This is a genomic window from Protofrankia sp. Cas4, assembly GCF_963555915.1.
Lineage (GTDB): Bacteria > Actinomycetota > Actinomycetes > Frankiales > Frankiaceae > Protofrankia.
In genome coordinates this window covers 25,187-46,242 of sequence record NZ_CAUVXL010000049.1, presented here as the reverse complement: position 1 = coordinate 46,242, position 21,056 = coordinate 25,187, and the positions used below count along the sequence as shown (strand labels likewise).

The following is a 21,056-nucleotide window of genomic DNA, read 5'->3' as shown; positions in this document are numbered from 1 at the left end:
CTCATTAAACACCACAGTCAGCATTTTGTAAAGTCAGTGGAATCACGAGACACTAGAGGGAATCACCGGATATGAGATCCCTGTACTGCTCTCCAAGTAGCGAGGAAAACCGGGGCGGGGTCGAACTGGCCGACAGCGCCACCGACGTCGAGGAGGTTCTTGCGCTGACCGCCCGCATCCTCAGACAGACCCTCCACGACGATGCGGCCCGCCCTGTCCTCGAGGCCATGATCACGGACGTCTTCCCATGGATTGAACTGCTTCCCGTCGACGAGCAGGCGGAGTGCATCAGCACGCTCCTGCGCCGGCTGCAGGCAAGCGCCGAAGCCGGTGTCCTGGCACCCTTCACCCAGCTCGCGCACGAGTGGAAGCAGACCGCCGCGATCCACGCGGATCCCGCCCTCACCGCAGACCTCAGCCGGCCGCTACCCGGCGACGGCCCCGTCCTACATCGACCGTCATAACCGGACGTGTCTGGTACTGCATCGACGACGAGAAACAACGCATCTGGATCAGCCGTGCCGGTGCAGGCCATCCACAAGCAACCGAATAGCGGTTCTGCGTGCTCCACTCGACTCGCCGTTGCTCGACGCATTCGTGTCCGTGGTCTGGGTGGCCAGGCACGCATTGCTACGACCGTTTGAACCGACTCACAGCCAGGATCTGTCCCGGGCGTCGGCGCAGGTCAGCGGCTGGAGTCGATCAGATCGCGGTCGGGCGGAGCTGCGTGATCGGTATGGCCACGCCGCCCGGCACGTACCCCCCGGATCCCGAGCCAGCCGACGGCGGTGCCGATCGTGAGCGAGACGGTGGTGAGCACCAGGTGCACCAGGAAGAACCCGGTCGGACCGTCGCTCCACGACCGGTCGTCGGCCCAGATGTTCTTCAGGAACGTCGGCCAGATCACCCACGACCAGACACCCACCGCGACCAGGAACCAGCCAGCCTTCTTCGACAGCGTCACCCACCCAGCCTCGCACCGCGCCGCGGCGCCAGCTCCGCCCAGGCCAACCACGGGGCATGACCCCAATCACATCGGTCCGCAGCGGCCACCGATCGGGAATCTCTGGGACACCGATCAAGACGATCAAGAAAACCCCTATTGCGATTGGAATCGAACCAGCGTCCAGTTTGCATTCTCGGTTTCTCGGTTCCTGCTGGCGGATAGCCGGACTATCCTGTGACACGGACGCCGGTTTCGAGAGGCGGGTCGGTCTTCTCGAGTGCTTCCGGGAGGAGAGCTGGCCAGGACCACAGGGAGCAGAGATGGTCGATTCACTGGGACTTTCCGTCGCCGCGCTGCTGGCGGCACGTGGCGCCGAAGCGTTCGGAGCCGGAGCAGGCCGTGGCGCCTGGGAGATCATCGGCCGCCTCGCCGAGGTCGTTCGGCGCAGATTCTCCGGGGATACCCAGGCAGCAGGCGCGATACGGGAGCTGGCGACGAACCCCACCAGCGCCGAGCGGATGCAGACGGTGGCGGAGTTCGTGTCACACTACGCACGTCTTGACCCGGAGTTCACGGCCACACTGAAAAATTTGATCAACGAGGGTCAAAATGAACCCCTGATCAGGCAGGTCGTCACCAACGTCTCCGACAGCGCCTCGGTAGAAAAGATCGTAAACATCGGCGAAGTACACGGAGACATTACTTTCTGAGGTATCCCGGCCGCACCATTCACCAGAATACTAAACCGGACGTCGGAGCGACGCATGGACCCGGAAACTGCTATAATAGCGGCGACTCGGCTGCTCAAAATGAGCACCGGCACCGCAGGCGATCGAGAGATATGCGCCATCCTTGTGCGCCTGCTCGAAAGTCATACAATTAACGCGCTGCTTGACGAATCATCGAACCCGCTGATAAGGGAATCGCTCGTCACCAGGCTGGCGCAGACCCTCGCCGAGGCAGCAGCGACGAGTCCGGTCGCACGGCAGGCGCTCACCGAGTTCGTTGAACAGCTGCCGGCATCCTCGGGTGATCCGCAGGGCGAGCACAATAACATTCCCACGGAAGCGGTAGACGATCGATGTGGTAGCGCTGAAAGGGCCAACAAACTGTCGGCACGACCTGTCCCAGCGGAAGCCACCGAGGCCGGCAGCGTTGCCGGCCAGGAAGGCATACAACTGACCCTGGGCGATCACGTATTCGTCAAGAAACTTACAGTCATCGGCACGGTGCACGGTCAGGTAACCATCGTGCCCGAGTCGCCCGAGCCTGTTCCAGCGGCGGAGGCCAACGAGGAAATGCGACGGCGTGCGCTTTTGCGAGACATCGTGGTCGGCGTTGGTGCCCGTCTGACCGCGCCGGCACTCGAAGCCCTCGAAGATCTTCGACGTGACACGGACCGCCTCATTGTACCCAGCTCCCGCGGCCGGATTCTCGTCGACGCATGGGAATCCGTGGCTGAGGACCACTCCCGCTCCTACGCGACCAGCCCTCCTACCACACTCCTGCGAGACCTCCTGCTCGATGTCTCCGAGATCCGTGATGTGCTCCAACATTTCCGCTCGTCCAAACTGACTCAGGATCTTATGCGTGTCCTTGGTCAACTCGCCGCGATCGCTGGGGTCGTCGCCAACGACCTCGGCGAAACGCATTCTGCCCGCGGCTGGATGCGAACCGCCCGGTTGGCCGCGGACGAAGCGGGTGACAAGAATCTTGTGGCATGGACATACGCACGGGAGGCATTCTTCTTCCTGCATTACAGCAGACCCCCAGAAATGGCGGTACGGCTTGCGGAAGCTGCTGTAGCGGCGGCCGGGAGCGCGCCCTACGCAGCAGCAGTCATGGCACCAACCGTCGAAGCGCGCGCCCGCGCGCGGTTCGGGGATGTGGCGGGTGCCATAGACGCGCTACGCAGAGCGGATGACGTCTTCGACCGGGTCGGTGATCCTGAGTCCGGTGGCCTTTTCGGCTGGACTCTCCAGCAGCTCCACTTCAGCGCAGGAAAATCGCTCACGATCCTGGGTCAGACCCGGTTGGCATTGGTAGCCCAGGACCACGCAGAAGCGATGTTCCCAGCCGGCGAAGTACTCGATCCTGCTCTGGTCAGGCTTGACCGGGCCCAAGCGCTGATACGCGGGGGTGAGATCACGGAAGGATGTCGGCTGGGTGTCAACGTCCTCCGATCGTTGCCAGCGGAGTTCCGCTCGCCGCTGATTCGCTCCTGGGCCGATGAAGCGGTCGCGGCAATACCGGAGAAGCGTCGCCGGTTGGCGATTGCGCGGGAGTTTCAGGAGGCCCAAGCACTACTCATGTAACCACATTGGCCGGATTGCCGGCAACGAACGCTGCTACGTTCCGCACGCACACATCCCCCTTACGGACGAGGGCTTCGTCTGTATAGAAGCCGATATGCGGCGTAATGATTACATTAGGCAACACGGTCAGGGTGTCATCCGGGAAGTCGATATCGTCGAGTGCCGCGCCCGCCAGCTGGTCACGCCGTAGTGCCGCTACCAGCGCGGGCTGGTCCACGAGTCCAGCCCGGCAGGTATTGATGAGATACGCGGTGGCCTTCATCTGTGCGAATTCGCTCGCGCCCATCAGTAGGCGGGTCGCCTCGGTGAGTGGGACGTGCAGCGATATCACATCGCTTTCACACAGCAGCGTAGAAAATGGCACAAAATCGACGCCGAGCGTCTCCGCCCGTTCCGGTGTCATACGTCGGGCATGCGTGATGACCCTCATACCGAGACACTGGGCCAGGCGGGCAACCTCACGGCCTATGTCGCCAACGCCGATCAGTCCCAGGGTTTTCCCGACCAGCTCGAATCCGCGGAATCCACGCCAGGCAAACGCACCATCTCGCACCGAGCGGTCCGCCCAAACGACATGACGGGCCAACGCAAAAATCATCCCCAGGGTGAGTTCGGCCACGGCACGCCCGGCATAGGCAGGAACGTTGGTGACAACCACCCCGTGCTTCCGCGCCGCCGAGATGTCGACATAATCATAGCCTGTGGCCCAAACTGAGACGAGACGCAGCTGGGGAAGCCGCGCGAAGACGTCGGGGCCAAGGCTAGTCCAACCAAGAACGGCGATATCGGCGCCCTCGAGCCTTTTTATGATCTCAGCATCATCAGACGGATTGTCATCGTGCTTTACCACCGCGCCCAGCTCCGCAAGCTGGCGGTGTTGGTCCTCAGTAAGATCAATATCATCCAGAATAACGATCTTCATTGCTACCAGCTTCCAGTCCCGACAGTTCAGCCAGTAGGCCAAATGGCGCACGATCATAGATCTTCTCGCACCCGCTGACCTCCAGGGTCGCTGGGACCCAATCACTACCGTAGTGCACCGAGTCCTCCACCCGTTCCGGCGATGATGCGCAACGCCGGAACGTGGATGTGGCACTGGCGGACCTCATCGTCGAAGACGAGCCAGCACGCGGTCTGCTTATGATCGTCGGCCGTCTTCTACACGGGCCCCGTAGCGTCGGTGTCGGCGTGGGCGCCGAGGTAGATGAAGCCGTAGGCCTCGTCGCGAAAGGGGATTCCGGCGGCCCGAAGAGCATCGTCCCAGTCGCCGGTGCACGCGGGATCCGCGCCTTCGCTGCCGTGGTCGGCGGTCAGCACGATGGCGGTGTCGTCGGTGAGTCCGCGCTCGTCGAGCAGGTCGAGGAAAGCCCCCAGGCGCCGGTCCGCGTCGACCATCGATGCGCGGGCCTGCGGTGAGTACGGCCCGCCGCTGTGGTGTGCGGTGTCGGTCACCGTCGTGTTCCACCACATGAACGCGGGCGGCTGCGCGTCCCCACCCCACAACTGGGCGACCTGTGTGAGGCCGAGCGCGTCCACCTGGGTCGACCAGGCGTAGTCCGGATCGGCCGCAACCCATTGCGCGGTCGCGTGCGGGTCGCCCTGCGCCGAGGGCAGATGCTCACCCAGGCCGCTGGCGCCGTCGCCGCCGCTCATCGAACGGACCAGCGCAAAGGTCGAATATGTCGCGCCCCGGTCGACCGGCTCGTTGACGCACGCCGTCGACACACCGGGCCGTGCCGCCGCGATCGCCTCGAAAACCGTCCGAACGCCGTCCCGGAGCTGATCACATGCCACATGCCAGGTGGACGAGTCGTTGGCGATGACCCGACGCCCGGTCTCCCGGTCGAAGTAGACGTTGTTCAGGATGCCGTGCCGCCCCGGGCCGACCCCGGTCAGCGCCGAGGTGTGGTTGGTCAGGGTGACGCTCGGGAACTCCGCGATGGCACCGCCGGTCAGGGCGCAGCCCCGCGCCAGCAGCCGGGCAACCGCCGGCAGCTCACCGGTGACGGCCATGTTCAGCAGGTCGTTACAGTTCGCGCCGTCCCAGAGCAGACCGACGACGTGGCGGGCACCCGGCGCACACAGGTCCGCGAGCGGTCTGCCGTCAAGGTCAGCGGTACCGTCACCATCACCCTCGACGTCAGGCCCTTGCGGACCCGCCATGGAGGCCCCAGCCAGCAGTGCCAGGGTCGGCGCGACGTCGACGATGCGGGCCGAGCGGTCGAGCATGCCGCGCCCACCGATGCCGGCCCCGGACAGCACCAGCGGCGCCCGGGACTGACCCGCGTCCAGCGACCCGTGCTCACCCAGGTGCCCGCCGCGCTCCGGCCAGTGATGCGCCGCACTGTGGACGACCACGATGTCCGGTGACCGGTGCGGATCGGCGAAGACCGAGGCGAGCCGTACCCCGGCGAGCGGGTAGGAGTTGCGGTCGTTCGGCGGTGACGGATCATCCAGCGCCACGTCCAGCGGAACGCCGTGCATCGGATCCTGCACGGCCACGGGATCATGCCCGTGCAGCACCTGCCAGCGGCCGGCCGGGTCGGCGAGTGCCACCCTGGAGGCGCCGTCGACGTTGGCGACATTGAGCCAACCATCGCGGACCCATGCCACGAGGTCCACGACAGCGGCCAGGTCCGGATTCGTCAGGACGGCGACCGCGGCCGACAGGATGTCACCCTCAGGCCCGGTGTGAACCTGGTTGTCCGCGATCAGGACTGCGTCACGGGCACCGACCTGGACCGGAAACGTGCGCTGGCTGCTGGGCACGATCGGACCCTATCGGCACCCCATGGACCACCGGTCGACGTACGGATCAACATCTCCAGATCGCCATACGAACAATCCGCTGGCTTTCACCACGTTTCCTCATCGCGTAGCGCCTCGAGCGCCTTACCGAGCTGATCGGTGCCGTCGCTCGGACGCATTCTCGGCCGATATCCGGGTCGTACCGCCAACCGGGCCTGACCGGACTCGACCAGCTGCATCATGATCGGGGTCGGAGTCCGGTCCTCGACGGGCACGATTCGAGCGATCAGCCGGCGGGGCGTGTGGCTCACGTCAGGCTGCGAGGGTCTTGCGGGGTCGACCGCGGGGCCGCTTGCGGGGGACGACCGCGCCCGTGACGACGAGCTCACCGCCCCAGACACCCCAGGGCTCGCAGCGGTCAAGGGCGGCCACCAGGCAGGCGTGGCGCAGGGGGCAGTCACGGCAGACTGCCTTCGCCGCTTCGACGTCCTCGGGGGACTCGGCGAAGAACAGATCCGGGTCAACGTCCCAGCAGGGCAGCGCCAGCCGGTCCCGCTCGATCCGGGCGATGGTCAAGGGGTCGAACACCGGGGTCACCTCCGACCTTCAGTCAGGAATCGGTCACGGAATATTCGGTCAGGTCCGGTCGAGAAAAGATCAGTCAGATGCAGATCGGTCAGATGAAGATCGTCAAACCTGGACCAGACGGGCGCAGAGACGACAAAGGCCGCGGTCCCGTCCGGGATCCGCGGCCTCAAGGTCGGCGCTCTGTGGCTCGTCAGGCCAGCAGCAGACCTCGGGGCGGACCCGGGACATAGAGCGTGTGCATCGCCCATGTCTGGATACGGGTTTGCGCAGCCGATGCTCGGCGCGTGGTGTCAGGTAGCCCAAACCGATCGGGCGAACAGACGAACGCGTCGGCAATCCCAGTACCACCCACAGGGACCACCTCCATACGTTCGTATCGGCACGTTCATGTCAGCGACGGGCAGGTATTTCCGGTGCCCACTGAGCACGGTAGAAGGCGTCCTCAGCCTCGGCAACCTATTTTCTAGGTTATCACGCAGATACCCAGTGCAACTGTCCGGCTGCTCAACCGGACTGCGACGAGGACGACGAGGACGACGCGGTCGCCGGCGCCGGGACGGGCTCCGGGAGCGCCCGCCCCTCGACGAGAGCCAGCACGTCCTCGCCGTAACGATCGAGCTTGGCCTGGCCGATGCCGGGAATGCTGACAAGCTCCGCGACGCCGGTGGGCCGGTGCTCTGCGATCGCCATCAGGGTCGCGTCGGTGAGCACCACGAATGCCGGCGCTCCCTGCTCCTTGGCCCGGGCCGACCGCCAGGCGCGCAGCCGGTCGAACAGCGCCTGGTCGACATCGGCGGGGCAGGTCTCACATCGGCCCATCCTGGCCGCCGGACCCGCCAACGGGCGTCCGCACACCCGGCAACGCACCGCCGAGCGGTTGCGCGACCGCTGCCCACCGGCGCCGGACTCTCCCGACGCGGCGGCACCCGTGCCCGACCGCGTCGGCCCACCCGCCGACGCCGGCGAGCGCGGCATGAGCCCGTCAAGGAAATGTGAGGGCCGCCGAGACCTACGACCGCCTTCGTTGCGGGCCAGCGCCCACGACAGCGTCAGATACTCGCGGGCCCGGGTGACGCCGACGTAGAGCAGGCGACGCTCCTCCTCGATCTGCGCAGGGGTCTGCGCATGGATGATCGGCAACGTCCCCTCGACGAGGCCGACGAGGAAGACCGCGTCCCACTCAAGACCCTTTGCCGCATGCAGGGAGGCGAGCGTCACCCCCTCGACCGTGGGGATGTGCTGGTGCGCGGCCCGGTCGGCAAGGTCCGCCACGAACCGGTCGAGGGTGGCCTCGGGATCGCCTCCGACCATGTCGTCGGCGAGGCGGGTGAGCGCGGCCAGGTTCTCCCATCGCTCCCGCTCGGCACCCGCGCCATGCGGCGGATCGTCCGAGCGCCATCCCAGCGCGGCGAAGATGTCACTGACCTGGGCGGCCAGGCCGTCGGGTCGGTCGTCCTGCGCCGAGCGCAGCGCCGCCCGCAACAATCGCACGGCCTCAAGCACTTCAGGTCGGTCGAAGAAGCGCTCGCCGCCTCGGACCAGGTAGGGGATGCCGGCGGCTGTGATCGCGGTCTCGTACGCCTCGGACTGAGCGTTGACCCGATACAGCACAGCCATCTCGCTGGCCGGTACGCCCGCGGCCAGCAGCGCGCGGATGCGATCGGCCACCGCGGCGGCCTCCTCGGGTTCGCTGTCGTGCTCGGTGAAGACCGGCGCCGGGCCGTCCGGACGCTGGGCGAGGAGTTTCAGCGGCGCCGGTCGGGCCGGCCTCGCGGCTGCACCGCCACCGGCTGCACCAGCTGTACCGGCACCAGCTGTACCGGCCCGCGCGATCAGCGCGTTGGCCAGCGCGACGACCTGCGGGGTGGACCGGTAGTCACGCACGAGGCGGACCACCTGCGCGTCCGGGAATCGGCGCGGAAACTCCACCAGGTGGCGCGGGGACGCTCCGGTGAACGAGTAGATCGTCTGATTCGCGTCCCCGACCACGCAGAGGCTGTCCCGCTCGCCGAGCCAGGCATCAAGCAGCCGCTGCTGCAGCGGGTTGACGTCCTGGTACTCGTCTACGACGAAGTGCCGGTAGCGGGACCGCAGCTCGTCGGCCACCCAACGATGCTCCTCGATGACCGCGGCGGTCAGCAGGAGCAGATCGTCGAAGTCGAGCACGCCCGCGTCCCGCTTCACCGCCTCGTACGCGTCGTAGAGACCGGCGATCACATCCGCGGGATGCGTCGTCTCGCGCGCTGCGGCAGCCGCGGCAGCCGGGTAGTCCGCCGGGGTGAGCAACGTGGCCTTAGCCCACTCGATCTCGCCGGTGAGGTCCCGAAGCTCTGTCCGGCTCGGTGCGAGACGCAACCGGCTGGCGGCCCGCGCGACCAGGGCGATCTTGCTTTCCACGAGCCGGGGCAGCGCAACCCCCGCGACCTTCGGCCAGAAGTAGCCGAGTTGCCGCAACGCGGCCGCGTGGAAGGTCCGGGCCTGCACCCCGGCTACGCCGAGTACCCGCAGCCGGCCACGCAGCTCACCCGCGGCCCGCGTGGTGAAGGTCACAGCGAGGATCTGGCCGGCCGGGATTGCCCCCGTACCGACCAGAAAGGCGATCCGATGGGTGATCGTCCGGGTCTTGCCCGTACCCGCGCCGGCCAGGACGCAGACCGGGCCGATCGGGGCGAGTACCGCGAGCCGCTGCTCGGGATCAAGTGCCTCGACCAATGCGCGAGCGTCATCCCCCACCGGCCGGGCGTGGTCGTCGATCATCGAGTCAGCGACACTCACGTCGTCGACACTCACGTCGTCGACGCCCGGAGGCACCCTCGAACCGACCATAGAAGGGACGGTAGCCGTCCCCACCGACGGGAAGCGACCCAGCCGCGCCGTGGTTATGAAGATTTGTTCCGTCATCGCCACAGAAAGGACTGTTCGTGCTGACGATCTATACGACACCGTGGTGCGGCTACTGCGTCCGCCTCAAGCGGCAGCTCGACGCGGCAGGTCTTGCCCACGTCACAGTGGACATCGAAGGGAACCCTGAGGCCGAGCAGATCGTCCGCAGTGCGAACAACGGCAACGCAACCGTGCCGACCGTTGTCTTCGCCGACGGCACCGTGTTGACCAACCCAAGCTTGCGCCAGGTTACCGAGAAGGTTGCTTCTGCCGCATAAGAGATACACAGAGCAACGACAGCCCGGCCATCCACGCTCGCCCTGCACCCGCGGCGCCAGATCGGGGGGCGGTGTCCGTCACTGCCCGTGAAGTTTGTGGCAGAGTTCGGGCTGTGTCGTCAGTACCTTCAGCACATATGTGGAGCGCGGTCGATGTCGCGCTGCAGGCCGCGGGTGCCGTCCACCGGATGGAAGCGACGGCGTTCGTGGTCCTGTCGGCCTCGACCGCGACCTACCAACGGACGACGGGTGCGCTCCCCGGCCTCGACGCCGGCCTGACCCTGCCCCGAAGTGAATCCGTGGGCGCGCGGGTACTCGACGGCGCGCCCGTGGCCCTCACCGAGGTGAGCGATGAGCCGGCGGTTGCCGGCACGGACGAGCCGGCGCGGCTCGGCGTGCGCAGCTACGTCGCCGTCGCGGTACTGGGCGGCGACGGCCGGTTACACGGTCTGCTGGTCGGACTCGACCGGGCACAGGTCACGCTCACCCCATCCGCGATCATCTTGCTGCGCGGCATAGCCGACGCCGTCGGAGCCCTCATGGACGATGCCGAACACGTTTTCGAACACAGCTTCGAACGCAGTTTCGAAGGCGGTACCGAAGGCGGTACCGTGCACCCCGAAGCGACCGAGGCCGGCACGCGAACAGCGCACGGCACACCCGCGCCGTCGGCCGCACCGGCACCGTCGGAACCTGGCGCTCCGCCGCGGCCGAGCCGGCCCGCACCGGGGCGGCCGGCCCCGCCAGGTCACCGGGCACCCGCGGGCACAGCGGCAGCACGTGGCGGGCAGCCGGAGATGCGCTTGCGCCGGTCGCCGACCGGATGGATCGTCGAAGGTCCCGGCGGCGATGTGCGGCCGGTCGGCGACCTGCTGTCCGCGATGGTCCTCGCCGATCTGCTCGCCGAGGACCTCGCCCCGCCCGGCCGGCCCCGACGGCCCGATCATGATCTGACCGAGGTCGAAGCGCTGCGGCTGTCGGTCGTCCAGCTCGAGCACGCGCTGGCCTCGCGGGTCATCGTCGAACAGGCGATCGGCGTACTGGCGGAACGACACCACATCCGGCCGCGGGAGGCGTTCGAGCGGCTCCGGCGAACCGCCCGCGGGATGGGACGACGCGTGCACGACCTGGCCCGGCAGGTGATCGAGTCGGTTTCCGACCCACGGGCGGTCCTGCCCGGGGAGCTGGCCGGCAGGGGCGGCGCCAGCCCTAGACCGGCGCCGCCGCGAGCCAACCAGGCCCGCCGCTGACCGAACGGACCAGAGCGTGCCTGGTGGATACCGGTCGACGGGAACCGGTCACCCGGTCACCCGGTCACGAAACGGTCATGGTCAACCGGCCGCGACCTCGATGATCCCCCCGACCGCGGCGGAGATCTTCTCCGCATCCCCGACCAGTACGGTCACCAGCCTCGACGGCGCCAGCACCCGAGCCGAGAGCGCCAGCACGTCCGCGGGCGTCACCGCCTCGAGCGCCACAGGATGATCACGAAGGTATTCGACACCGATGCCGGCCCCGGCCAGTGCCGACAGCGTCGAGGCGAGCCCCACGGCGGTCGCTGTGGACAGCGCCAGCGTGCCGACGGCATACTGGCGGGCCGCATCGAGCTCATCGGCGGCCACGGGTAGCACAGCCATCCGGCCCAGCTCATAAAAAATCTCAAGCAGTGCCGGCCCGGTCACGTCCGTTGCCACGTCCGCGCTCACCGTGAAGCGGGAACCCGCGACCGGATAGTCGACCGAACTGCGTGGCGAGTAGGTGTAGCCCTTGTCCTCGCGGATGTTCGACACCAGGCGGGAGCTGAAATAGCCGCCGAAGACGGTGCTCGCGAGCCGCTGAGCGGCGTAGGCGGGGTCATGGCGGTCAACGGCCGGCCCGCCGATACGGATGTTCGTCTGGACCGCCCCGGGCCGATCAATGATCACAACAGGACCGCGGACCAGCGCCGGCAGCGCCGGCGTGGGATCAGCCTGTGTGCCGCTCCACCCGCCGAACGCCGCCTCGACCTGGTCGAGCGCGGCTCGCGGTTCGACATCTCCGACGAGGGTCAGGATGGCACCCGCCGGTGAGATGCGCTCGGCATGCAGGGTGCGCACCTCGGCCTCGGTCACCGCGGCGACGACCTCCGGCGCGGGTGTGTCGCCGCCATAGGGGTGGCTGCCGTACAGCCGGTGCAGCAGGCCCTCCCTGGCGATCACCGCGGGCTGGCTGCGGGCGATCGTGACTTCCTCGACGACCCGGTCCCGCTCGCCGGCGAACTCGCTCGACGGGTAGGCAGCCCCGGTGAGAACCTCGGCGATCAGATCAAGCAGAGGCGCGAGATTGGTCGCGAGCGCGGAGCCCACGACCGCGAGCCGGTCGGCGTCCACACCGGTCGACAGCGCTCCACCGAGCGCCTGGACGGCCGTGGCCAGCTCGACCCGGTCCCGCAGCCCGGTGCCGGTGAACAGGGTCTCGGCGAGCAGCTCTGCGCGGGCCTGATGCGCGCTACCGCGGCCGGTGAAGGGGATGCGCAGCCGTACCTCGACCAGTGGCACGCTGGCCCGCCGCACCACCAGTACCCGCAGCCCACCCGGCAGCATCCGCTCGGCCACGGCGGGAAGCTCGGCCGCTACGGTCGGCGCCACCGGTGGGATGGGCGACGCGCCGGCGGCCGGGACGGTTTCAGACGTTGTCGCGACAGTTGCGGCGGTCACCGCAGCCTCCTAGCTGGTTCGAGGGTGGGCCCGGTGTCGCGCTTGAGATCAACCCGGTTCATGACGCCGCGCCGGCGCGCAGTTCCAGCACCGCCCGGCCCTGGGCGCGCAGCGCGGCCGCGGCCGCCCGGACCTCGTCCGAGGTGACCGCACCGACCAGACCGGGAAGTTCATTGATCAGTTCGGGACGACCGCGGTGCAGTTCGAAGGTGGCCATGCCCAGCGCACGCCCGAGCGCGTCGTCGGCCTCCCGCAACAGGCCCGAGACGATCCGGGACTGCACGCGGGCGAGCTCACCGCGTTCCAGGCCGTCAGTGGTGAGGCGGTCGAACTCTTCGTCCACCGCGGCGAGGATCGTCTCGGGCGTCGACTCAGCCGGATGGCGGGCCTCAAAGGTGAGCAACAGCGGATCCCGCTGGTCGAACGGGTCCCCGAAAGTGCCCAGGTAGGTGCTGACACCGATCACCGACCGGTCCTTCTGCACGAGCCGCCGCTCCAGGCGGCTCGCGTCACCGGCGGACAGGACATGGGTCAGCACGTCGTAGGCCAGGAACGTCGGCAGGTCCAGCGCAGGGTCGGGCACCCGGTAACCGACGGCGAGCGCGGGCCGCGGTGCCAGCGGGTCGGTCAGGACCGATCGCCGCTCGTCGGCACGCACCGGCTCGGCAAAGCTCGGACGGACCGGCACTGCACGGGCCGGGATCTCGCCGAAGTAGCGGCCGATCATCGCCAGCGCGTTCTCGACGTCGAAATCGCCGACCACGGTGAGCACGGCGTTGCCGGGCGCGTAGTACTTGTCGAAGAAGTCCTCGGCGTCGTCCAGGCTCGCCGCCGCAAGCTCATGGAAGTCGCCGTAGCCGTTGTGGGCGTTCGGGAACGTGTCGAACGCGACCGGCGGGAGCGTGATCCACGGAAAGCCGCCGTAGGGGCGGTTCATGACGTTCACCCGGATCTCTTCCTGGACGACCGCGATCTGGTTGTCCAGGTTCTCCCGGGTGATCCGCGGAGCGCGCATCCGGTCGGCTTCCAGAAACAGGGCGCGTTCCAACGCCCCGGACGGCAGCAGCTCATAGTAGTCGGTGTGGTCCGGGTGCGTGGACCCGTTGAACATGCCCCCGGCGGCCTGCACGTACTTGGGATGCTCAGCCTTCCCCACGTTCTCGCTGCCCTGGAACATCAGATGTTCGAACAGGTGCGCGAAACCGGTGCGACCTTCGGGTTCGGACCGGAAACCCACGTCGTAGTGGACGGCCACAGCGACAACCGGCGCCGTGTGATCCGGCGCCAGTACGACCCGCAGACCATTGGCGAGCGAGGTTTTCTCGACCCGGTAGGAGGGCGCCGGCAACGAAATGGCGGTCGTGTTCATCTCGGTACGAGGGGGCACGGTTGGCAACGCTACTGCGCCCAAGCCGTTCATGGTCCTGGTCTTCGATGATCCGCGCCACAAGGCCACAACCGGCGGGATCTGTTGCTCACGAGGAATACCGCAGGGACCGCCGCGGGCCTCCCGCCTCCCCTGTCCATCGATCAGCCCGGACTGATCATCGCAGATTGCGATTTCCCGCCACCACCGTGACCAGAACCGCGGCCACGGCGACCTGTAGAACGAGGGTGAGGACCCACCCGGCATCGATCCCGCTGGCAACGATCAAGCCGATCGCGGCACCGACAAGCCCGACCAGGATGGTCATCAGGCAGCCGATCGCCTGCCGGCCCGGCACGATCATGCGCGCGAGGGTGCCGATGACGATGCCGGTCACCACGGCACTGAACAAACCGGTTGGCGCGTCCACGACGCCTGATTATTCACGAAGAGCATCTGGACGCAATCCGATCCGCGACGCCTCGGCACGACGGCCCAGAAATGTACCGACACCGCGACTGCCCGGAGTAAAGTGCGGCCGATGCAAACTGTTCCGGGAGGACAGTTTCCTTCTGATCTTGCCGATGTTCTGCGGCTCGAACTCATGTCTCTTGGCGACGATCTGATCGCGGCGATAGCACGTGAGGTACCGGCATACGCGCGGCCGCTGGAGGGCTCGTTCGGCCGCGGTGTCCGCCAGGGTGTCGAGGAGGCCCTGCTTCGCTTCCTCACCGTGGTCGACACGAACTCGCCCGGCCCGCCGGACCTGGCCGCCAGCCGCGAGGTCTACGTCCGCCTCGGGCGCGGCGAGTTCCGCGCCGGCCGCTCGCTGGACACGCTGCTCGGCGCCTACCGGGTGGGCGCGCGGGTCGCCTGGCGCCGGCTCGCCGACGCGGCGCGGCGCGGCGGCCTGGACGCCGACGGGCTCGTGTCCCTGGCCGAGACGATGTTCGCATACATCGACGGAATCTCCGGCGCCACCGCCGAGGGCTACGCGCTCGCGCAGTCCCGGGCGGCCAGCGAACGCGGTCGCCTGTGGGACCGGCTCGGCGAGCTGATGCTGGCGGGCGGCAACCCGGCGACGATCGAACAGACCGCTCGGGCCGCCTCCTACCGGCTACCCGACAGCCTCGCCGCGATCATCGTGCCCGGGTCTGCCGGCACTGGCACTGGCACTGGCACCGGCACCGGCACCGGCACCGGCACCGGCACGGACCACGACCGGGACGGGGACGAGCGTGTGGACGACCGCATCGGATGCCTGGCCCTGCCACCGGACACCCCCCGCGCTATCAAGGGCGATGACATCTGGATATTCGTCGGCGACCCGACCGGCCCCGGCCGCCGCAAGTGGCTGGAACGGGCACTGGTAGGTCTGGGAGCCGTCGTCGGTCCAGCCGTCCCGTGGCCGGAGGCGTCCGCAAGCGCGGCCAGGGCGGCCTTCGCCCGCAACGCCCGTGACCGCGGGGAGCTGCCCGGGGTACCCGGGTGCCCCGACGGGTCGCTGTTCACCGACGACCACCTGGCCCAGCTCCTGCTCGCCCGGGACCCGGTGCTGCTGGCCGACCTCGCTAGCCTGCGGCTGGCCCCGCTGGACGGACTTCCCGTCAGAGTCCGCGCGCGCCTGGCGGAAACCCTGCTGCTGTGGCTGCGGCTACGGGGGCAACGCGCCCGGATCGCCGCCGAACTCCAGGTGCACCCGCAGACGATCCGCTACCGGTTGAACCAGCTACGCACGCTGTTCGGCGAGAGCCTCGACGACCCCGACGTCCGCTTCGAGCTCGAGCTCGTCCTGCGGGCCAGCCCACGCCCGCCCATGCCGACCCAGGCCGGACACCGTGACTCCCCGGTGTGACTCCCCGGTGTGCGGCCCGGTGTGACATCCGGACATGGCGGGTGATCCCGGCAGCGCCGGTCAGCTGGCCGCGCCGGTCAGCTGGCCGCGGAGGCGGGCTTCGGGCCGGTGCTGCGCATGTTGACGAGCCGGCCGAGGAGATCGAACCAGAACGGCGCGCCGAGCGAGAGCGCGAGCGCGGTGAGCAGCCACCCGAAAATCTTCAGCGCCCAGTCGCCCACATCACCAGGGATCCGCCGGGGATCGGAACGGTCGGAGTCGAGCCCGCTCCACCCCAGTGGGAGACGCAGCGCCGTCGCATCCCGCACGGCGTTCACGGCCCGGTTCGCGGCATCCTCGGCGCCGGCGGCCGGTGAGGTACCCGCAGCGGTCGGGACGAGCTGGGCGGACGCAGCCTCGACCGCGGCCGTCCGCAACGATCGATTTTCCCACAGCGCGTTGGTGAGCGCTATCGCGTCCAGGTTCAGCGCCAGGGTGAGCAGCAACGCGTAGACGAGCAGGAACCGCTGGACGCGCCTCTTGTACCAGCCGGAAAGCCTGTCCATGGTGTCGTCGTACCATTCGGCGAGTTCAGCGATGATCCGATCACGGTCGTGGCCCGCCCGAGTGACGATGCCGGTCAGCGCCAGCCGGAGCGGGGAGTCCGCGGGCAGCTTGGCCACCTCATCCAGAAGCGACCCGACCGGTTGCGCGGCGGCGAGCCCGACGATGGACGCGGCGATCCTGCGGCTCTCCTCGGTCGCCGCCGGGGACGCGACAAGAGCGTCGGACAGCGCCGCAGCCGTGGTGTCGGTGAGCGACTGATGCGCGTCGCGCAATGCCGTGCGGGCGGTCTCGGGGATCGTGGCGTGGTCCATCCGAGCGAGCAGGACCCGCGCGGGCGGTTCGACCATGTCGAGCACGCCGCGCGCAAAGGCCGCCGACGGGATGTAGGACGGCAGGCGCATCCGGCGGGCCCGCCGCCAGGCGCTGGTCGCCACCGGCGCGGCCCCCAGGTCGGGTACGACTCCCGCGTGCCCGCCCGAACGCAGGCCCCGCAGCGGGCCGTCGAGGAGCGTGGCCGTCCGGCTGGTGTCGGGGGCGGCACTCGTGGCGTCAACGGGCCGATCACCGAAGAGGCGACGCAGCTCGGCCTCAAGCTGCCGGCCGCGGTAGCACATCAACCCGAACACGGCCTCGTTGATGCGGGAAACCGCCACGCTACCGATGGCGAACACGAGGATGAGCCCGATCGGGACGTCCACGATGGCTGAGTCCGGCACGCCTTACCCCCGGGTTTGCGCACTATCGGCATTCTGGCGTTGGGAAGACTACTGTGCCCCGGTCTGGTGTGCTGTGGTCCGGCTCCAGACAGCCGGTCGCGGGCCGGAAACCGGAGGCCGGAAGGCGCCAGCTGTGGGCACAGGAAATTCACAGGAGATACCCGGCTGTGCCACAGCTGACGTCGGCACTGTGTTTGCATGAGCCCCATGGCGTTACTCCTCAACGGGCCGGGATCCCCTGGCGGGTCGGCCGGCGAGGTGCACCAGACGACGCGGCAGGCTGCCCACCAAACGGCGCAGCAGACAACGCCTCAGGCAGTGGCTCAGAGCACGCGCCAGCCGCTCCCGGCGCTGCGCCGGGTGGACGGCACCACCCTGCGGGTGCTCGTCGTGGACGACGAACCCGCGCTCTCCGAGCTGTTGTCGATGGCGCTGCGGTACGAGGGCTGGGAAGTCCGCATCGCCGGGGACGGGCTCAGCGCGGTACGCACGGCCCGGGAGTTCCGTCCCGACGCGGTGGTGTTGGACGTGATGCTGCCCGACATCGACGGCCTGGAAGTGCTACGGCGACTGCGAACGGAGGCCACCGACGTCCCGGTGCTGTTCCTGACGGCTCGGGACGCTGTGGAGGACCGCATCGCCGGGATCACCGCCGGTGGCGACGACTACGTGACCAAGCCGTTCAGCCTGGAGGAGGTCGTCGCCCGGTTGCGGGGTCTGATGCGCCGGGCCGGGGCCAGCTCCGCCCGCACATCCTCCGAGCTGGTGGTCGGTGACCTGACCCTGGACGAGGACAGCCACGAGGTCCGGCGCGGCGATGACCTGATCAAGCTCACGGCCACCGAGTTCGAGCTCCTGCGCTTCCTGATGCGTAACCCACGCCGGGTCCTGAGCAAGAGCCAGATTCTCGACCGGGTCTGGAACTACGACTTCGGCGGCCAGGCCAACGTCGTCGAGCTCTACATCTCCTACCTCCGTAAGAAGATCGACGCCGGTCGGACCCCGATGATCCACACTGTGCGCGGTGCGGGTTACGTCCTCAAGCCCGGCGAACAGTAACCATGAGTAGCCGCACCATGGGAACAAGCAGCCGACGTCTCGGGTGGTCGCTGCGGACCCGCCTGGTTGTGGGCCTGGTCGGTCTGCTCGCGGCGGTATGCCTGGTGGTGGGCGTCGCCACCGAGGTGGCCCTGCACGACTTCCTGGTGGGACGCCTCGACGACCAGCTGACCGCCGCCGTCACCCGCTCCCAGGATGCCCTCGGCCAGCCTTCCGACAACCGTGCCGGGCAGCTGCGGTCATCGAACGGGGCCACGAACGGAGCCACGAACGGGGCACCGGGCTTTCATCCGGCTTTCCTGTTGCCGCCGGGCCAGTCCGCGGGTACCCTTGGAGCCCGCCTGACCGCCGGTGTGGTCTCGGATGCCGGGATCATCAGCGATGACGGCTCGCTTGCACCCCTGGACGCCGGGGCCGCGGCGGCCCTGACCGCCGTCCCGGCCGACGAACATCCGCACACGCAGACGATCGGCGGCAACGGAGAGTTCCGGCTGATCGCCCGCCAGATGCCCGACGGCACCGTGCTCGTGACCGGCCTGCCGTTACGCCCCATCCAGGCGACCCTCTCCCAGCTGGCTGTCGTCGGAGCCGCCGTCGCCGGGATCGGACTGCTCGCCGCCGCGTTCGCCGGCACGGCCATCGTCCGCCTCACGCTTCGGCCGCTGCGACGCGTGGCGACCACCGCCAGGCGGGTCGCCCAACTGCCGTTGGACCGCGGCGAAGTCGCGCTGGCTGAGCGCGTCCCGGAGGCGGACACCGACCCACGTACCGAGGTCGGTCAGGTCGGCGCGGCGCTCAACAGCATGCTCGGCCACGTCGGCGCGGCACTCGCGGCACGCCAGGCCAGCGAGATGAAGGTCCGTCAGTTCGTCGCGGACGCCAGCCACGAACTGCGGACCCCGCTGGCCGCCATCCGCGGATACGCCGAGCTGACCCGCCGCGGCCGCGACCGGGTGCCCCCCGACATCGCCCACGCGCTGAGCCGGGTGGAGTCCGAAGCGACCCGGATGACCAGCCTGGTCGAGGACCTGCTGCTCCTCGCGCGGCTGGACGCCGGACGTCCCCTCGACGCCGAAGCGGTCGATCTGTCCCGACTCGTCGTGGACACGGTGAGCGACGCCCACGCCGCCGGGCCCCACCACCGCTGGCAGCTCGAGCTGCCCGACGAGCCGGTGATCGTCACCGGCGACACGGCCCGCCTGCACCAGGTGCTGGCCAACCTGCTCGCCAACGCCCGCACCCACACCCCGCCCGGCACGACGGTCACCGCGAGCCTGCACGCCCGCTCCCCGGGCCTTGCCGTGCTCGCCGTGCTCGACGACGGACCCGGCATCCCACCTGATCTTCTCCCGTCCGTGTTCGAGCGGTTTGCCCGCGGCGACGGTTCCCGTTCCCGCGCCGCCGGCAGCACCGGGCTGGGCCTGGCCATCGTCAGCGCCGTCGTCACCGCTCACCACGGCACCGTGGATGTCACGAGCCGCCCTGGTCAGACGGCGTTCATCGTCCGCCTACCGACGCACGTGCCGGCCATGGTCCCCGGGCCCGCAATGCCAGCCGGGGACGCGATGCCGGCTGGGGTCCCGATGCCGGCCGAGGTCCCGATGCCGGGTCGCCAGCCCACGCCGCGGCTGACGTCCGCGACTGGAGCCGAGACCGGTTCACAGGAAAGGCACAGCTTCGGCACAAGGGGGCGACAGGTCCCGGACCGACTGTAGGTCCATGCCCACAGCGACCGTCACCCCGCAGGACGCACCTGGTCGGACCGCCCCGCGGGCCACCCGCACGCCCGTCCCGGCCGCCCCGGCCGCCCCGGCCGCCCCGGCCGCCCGCCGGCCCATCCTGGCAACCCACCCCGCGGCAGTGCTGGACGTGGTCATCCCCGTCTACAACGAGCAGGCCGACCTGGAGCCGTGCGTACGCCGCCTGTACGCACACCTGACCAGGACCTTCCCGTACCCCTTTCGGATCACGATCGCCGACAACGCCAGCACGGATGCGACCCTGGCCGTGGCGGAAACGCTCCAGGCCGCCATCGCCGAGGTCACCGTCGCCCACCTTGAGCAGAAGGGCCGCGGACGCGCCCTGCACACGGTCTGGTCGGCATCCGACGCCCCGGTGCTGGCCTACATGGACGTCGACCTGTCCACGGACCTCGCGGCGCTGCTGCCGCTGGTCGCCCCGCTGATCTCCGGACACTCCGATCTCGCGATCGGAACCCGGCTGGCACGTGACTCGCGGGTCGTCCGCGGCGTGAAGCGGGAGGTGATCTCCCGCTGCTACAACCTCATCCTGCGCGGCACGCTCGCCGCCCGCTTCTCCGACGCCCAATGCGGGTTCAAGGCCATCCGCGCCGACGTCGCCGCGCAGCTGCTGCCCCTGATCGAGGACACCGGCTGGTTCTTCGACACCGAGCTGCTCGTCCTCGCCGAAAGGTCCGGACTGCGCATCCACGAGATTCCGGTCGACTGGGTCGACGACCCCGACAGCCGCGTCGACATCAAGGCCACCGCCCTGGCCGATCTCAAGGGCGTCGCCCGGGTCGGACGTGCCCTGGCCACCGGAGCGCTGCCCGTGCGCGACCTGCGCCGCCAGCTCGGCCGTGCGCCGCTGGAGCCGGCCGTCCCCGGCGTACCGGTCGGTCTGCCCAGGCAGCTTGTGCGGTTCACCGGCGTCGGAATGGCAAGCACCGCGGCCTACCTGGTGCTGTACCTGCTACTGCGGGGCACGGTGGGGGCACAGACCGCGAACCTGCTCGCGCTGGCGCTCACCGCGGTCGCCAACACCGCCGCGAACCGGCAGCTGACCTTCGGGGTACGCGGGCGCGCCGGCGCCGGCCGCCACCAGCTCGAGGGCCTTGTGGTCTTCGGCCTGGGGCTCGGGCTGACCAGTGGGTCACTGGCCGTGCTCAGCGCGCTGGCCAGCCACCCTGGACGGCCCCTCGAACTCGGCATCCTGATCGGCGCCAACCTCGCCGCGACGGTCCTGCGATTCGTCCTGCTGCGCGCCTGGGTCTTCCACCCGCACCGCCGGCAGGCGTGAGCCCGGCGGGGGGCGGCGGCA

Annotated in this window: 19 protein-coding genes; 9 read left to right on the top strand and 10 right to left on the bottom strand. The window is 68.9% G+C overall.

Annotated features, from left to right (window positions below; genetic code table 11):
- Positions 1 to 71: 71 nt before the first annotated feature.
- The gene (locus tag U9979_RS05455) at positions 72 to 464 is read left to right on the top strand and encodes a hypothetical protein (RefSeq protein WP_322778509.1); all 393 of its coding nucleotides are present in this window, start codon (positions 72 to 74) and stop codon (positions 462 to 464) included.
- A 221-nt stretch (positions 465 to 685) separates the two neighbouring features.
- Here U9979_RS05455 and U9979_RS05450 read toward each other — a convergent pair whose 3' ends face one another.
- On the bottom strand, positions 686 to 964 hold the full coding sequence (locus U9979_RS05450) for an SCO4848 family membrane protein (protein ID WP_322778508.1): 279 nt from the start codon (positions 962 to 964) through the stop codon (positions 686 to 688).
- A gap of 302 nt (positions 965 to 1,266) precedes the next feature.
- Between U9979_RS05450 and U9979_RS05445 the strand changes: the two genes are divergently transcribed.
- Positions 1,267 to 1,656, top strand: a complete 390-nt coding sequence (locus U9979_RS05445; RefSeq protein WP_322778507.1) for a hypothetical protein — start codon at positions 1,267 to 1,269, stop codon at positions 1,654 to 1,656.
- A gap of 54 nt (positions 1,657 to 1,710) precedes the next feature.
- Positions 1,711 to 3,261, top strand: coding sequence for a hypothetical protein (locus U9979_RS05440; protein WP_322778506.1), 1,551 nt, complete (start codon positions 1,711 to 1,713; stop codon positions 3,259 to 3,261).
- Here U9979_RS05440 and U9979_RS05435 read toward each other — a convergent pair.
- The 5 genes from U9979_RS05435 to U9979_RS05415 all read right to left on the bottom strand — a co-directional run bounded on the left by U9979_RS05435 (position 3,254) and on the right by U9979_RS05415 (position 9,354).
- A complete protein-coding gene (locus U9979_RS05435) occupies positions 3,254 to 4,240 on the bottom strand; it encodes a 2-hydroxyacid dehydrogenase (protein ID WP_322778505.1) in 987 nt (328 codons plus the stop codon). The genes U9979_RS05440 and U9979_RS05435 overlap by 8 nt on opposite strands.
- A gap of 179 nt (positions 4,241 to 4,419) precedes the next feature.
- On the bottom strand, positions 4,420 to 5,976 hold the full coding sequence (locus U9979_RS05430; RefSeq protein ID WP_416219493.1) for an alkaline phosphatase family protein: 1,557 nt from the start codon (positions 5,974 to 5,976) through the stop codon (positions 4,420 to 4,422).
- Positions 5,977 to 6,116: 140 nt separating this feature from the next.
- Positions 6,117 to 6,320, bottom strand: a complete 204-nt coding sequence (locus U9979_RS05425) for a hypothetical protein (protein ID WP_322778503.1) — start codon at positions 6,318 to 6,320, stop codon at positions 6,117 to 6,119.
- Position 6,321: 1 nt separating this feature from the next.
- Complete coding sequence (locus U9979_RS05420) at positions 6,322 to 6,597, bottom strand: WhiB family transcriptional regulator (RefSeq protein ID WP_322748231.1); 276 nt, start codon at positions 6,595 to 6,597, stop codon at positions 6,322 to 6,324.
- A gap of 504 nt (positions 6,598 to 7,101) precedes the next feature.
- On the bottom strand, positions 7,102 to 9,354 hold the full coding sequence (locus tag U9979_RS05415) for an ATP-dependent DNA helicase UvrD2 (RefSeq protein WP_322778514.1): 2,253 nt from the start codon (positions 9,352 to 9,354) through the stop codon (positions 7,102 to 7,104).
- A 164-nt stretch (positions 9,355 to 9,518) separates the two neighbouring features.
- On the opposite strand from U9979_RS05415, the gene U9979_RS05410 reads away from it, so the two are divergent.
- Both U9979_RS05410 and U9979_RS05405 read left to right on the top strand, forming a co-directional pair.
- Positions 9,519 to 9,758: a mycoredoxin gene (locus U9979_RS05410; protein WP_322748232.1), complete on the top strand. Its 240-nt coding sequence runs from the start codon at positions 9,519 to 9,521 to the stop codon at positions 9,756 to 9,758.
- A gap of 137 nt (positions 9,759 to 9,895) precedes the next feature.
- Positions 9,896 to 11,008 (top strand): ANTAR domain-containing protein, encoded by a 1,113-nt coding sequence (locus tag U9979_RS05405; protein WP_322778502.1) that lies wholly within the window; start codon positions 9,896 to 9,898, stop codon positions 11,006 to 11,008.
- 81 nt (positions 11,009 to 11,089) lie between these two features.
- Here the strand turns inward: U9979_RS05405 and U9979_RS05400 are convergent, their stop codons facing one another.
- The 3 genes from U9979_RS05400 to U9979_RS05390 form a co-directional block, all read right to left on the bottom strand.
- The gene (locus tag U9979_RS05400; protein WP_322778501.1) at positions 11,090 to 12,454 is read right to left on the bottom strand and encodes a pitrilysin family protein; all 1,365 of its coding nucleotides are present in this window, start codon (positions 12,452 to 12,454) and stop codon (positions 11,090 to 11,092) included.
- 58 nt (positions 12,455 to 12,512) lie between these two features.
- The gene (locus U9979_RS05395) at positions 12,513 to 13,823 is read right to left on the bottom strand and encodes a pitrilysin family protein (RefSeq protein ID WP_322778513.1); all 1,311 of its coding nucleotides are present in this window, start codon (positions 13,821 to 13,823) and stop codon (positions 12,513 to 12,515) included.
- A gap of 175 nt (positions 13,824 to 13,998) precedes the next feature.
- Entirely contained in the window at positions 13,999 to 14,250 is a 252-nt protein-coding gene (locus U9979_RS05390; protein WP_322767142.1) for a GlsB/YeaQ/YmgE family stress response membrane protein, read from the bottom strand.
- 111 nt (positions 14,251 to 14,361) lie between these two features.
- On the opposite strand from U9979_RS05390, the gene U9979_RS05385 reads away from it, so the two are divergent.
- Complete coding sequence (locus tag U9979_RS05385; protein ID WP_322778500.1) at positions 14,362 to 15,675, top strand: helix-turn-helix domain-containing protein; 1,314 nt, start codon at positions 14,362 to 14,364, stop codon at positions 15,673 to 15,675.
- Positions 15,676 to 15,752: 77 nt separating this feature from the next.
- Here the strand turns inward: U9979_RS05385 and U9979_RS05380 are convergent, their stop codons facing one another.
- Positions 15,753 to 16,937, bottom strand: coding sequence for a hypothetical protein (locus U9979_RS05380; protein WP_322778499.1), 1,185 nt, complete (start codon positions 16,935 to 16,937; stop codon positions 15,753 to 15,755).
- Between the two features lie 318 nt (positions 16,938 to 17,255).
- Here U9979_RS05380 and U9979_RS05375 point away from each other — a divergent pair, with 318 nt between their 5' ends.
- Genes U9979_RS05375 through U9979_RS05365 form a run of 3 tightly spaced genes read left to right on the top strand, consistent with a single transcriptional unit; the run spans position 17,256 to position 21,035 of the window.
- Complete coding sequence (locus tag U9979_RS05375) at positions 17,256 to 17,996, top strand: response regulator transcription factor (protein WP_322778498.1); 741 nt, start codon at positions 17,256 to 17,258, stop codon at positions 17,994 to 17,996.
- Positions 17,997 to 18,013: 17 nt separating this feature from the next.
- Positions 18,014 to 19,711 carry a sensor histidine kinase gene (locus tag U9979_RS05370; RefSeq protein ID WP_322778497.1) on the top strand — a complete coding sequence of 566 codons (1,698 nt, stop codon included), beginning with the start codon at positions 18,014 to 18,016 and terminating at the stop codon, positions 19,709 to 19,711.
- Between the two features lie 4 nt (positions 19,712 to 19,715).
- The gene (locus U9979_RS05365) at positions 19,716 to 21,035 is read left to right on the top strand and encodes a glycosyltransferase (protein ID WP_322778496.1); all 1,320 of its coding nucleotides are present in this window, start codon (positions 19,716 to 19,718) and stop codon (positions 21,033 to 21,035) included.
- Positions 21,036 to 21,056: the final 21 nt, after the last annotated feature.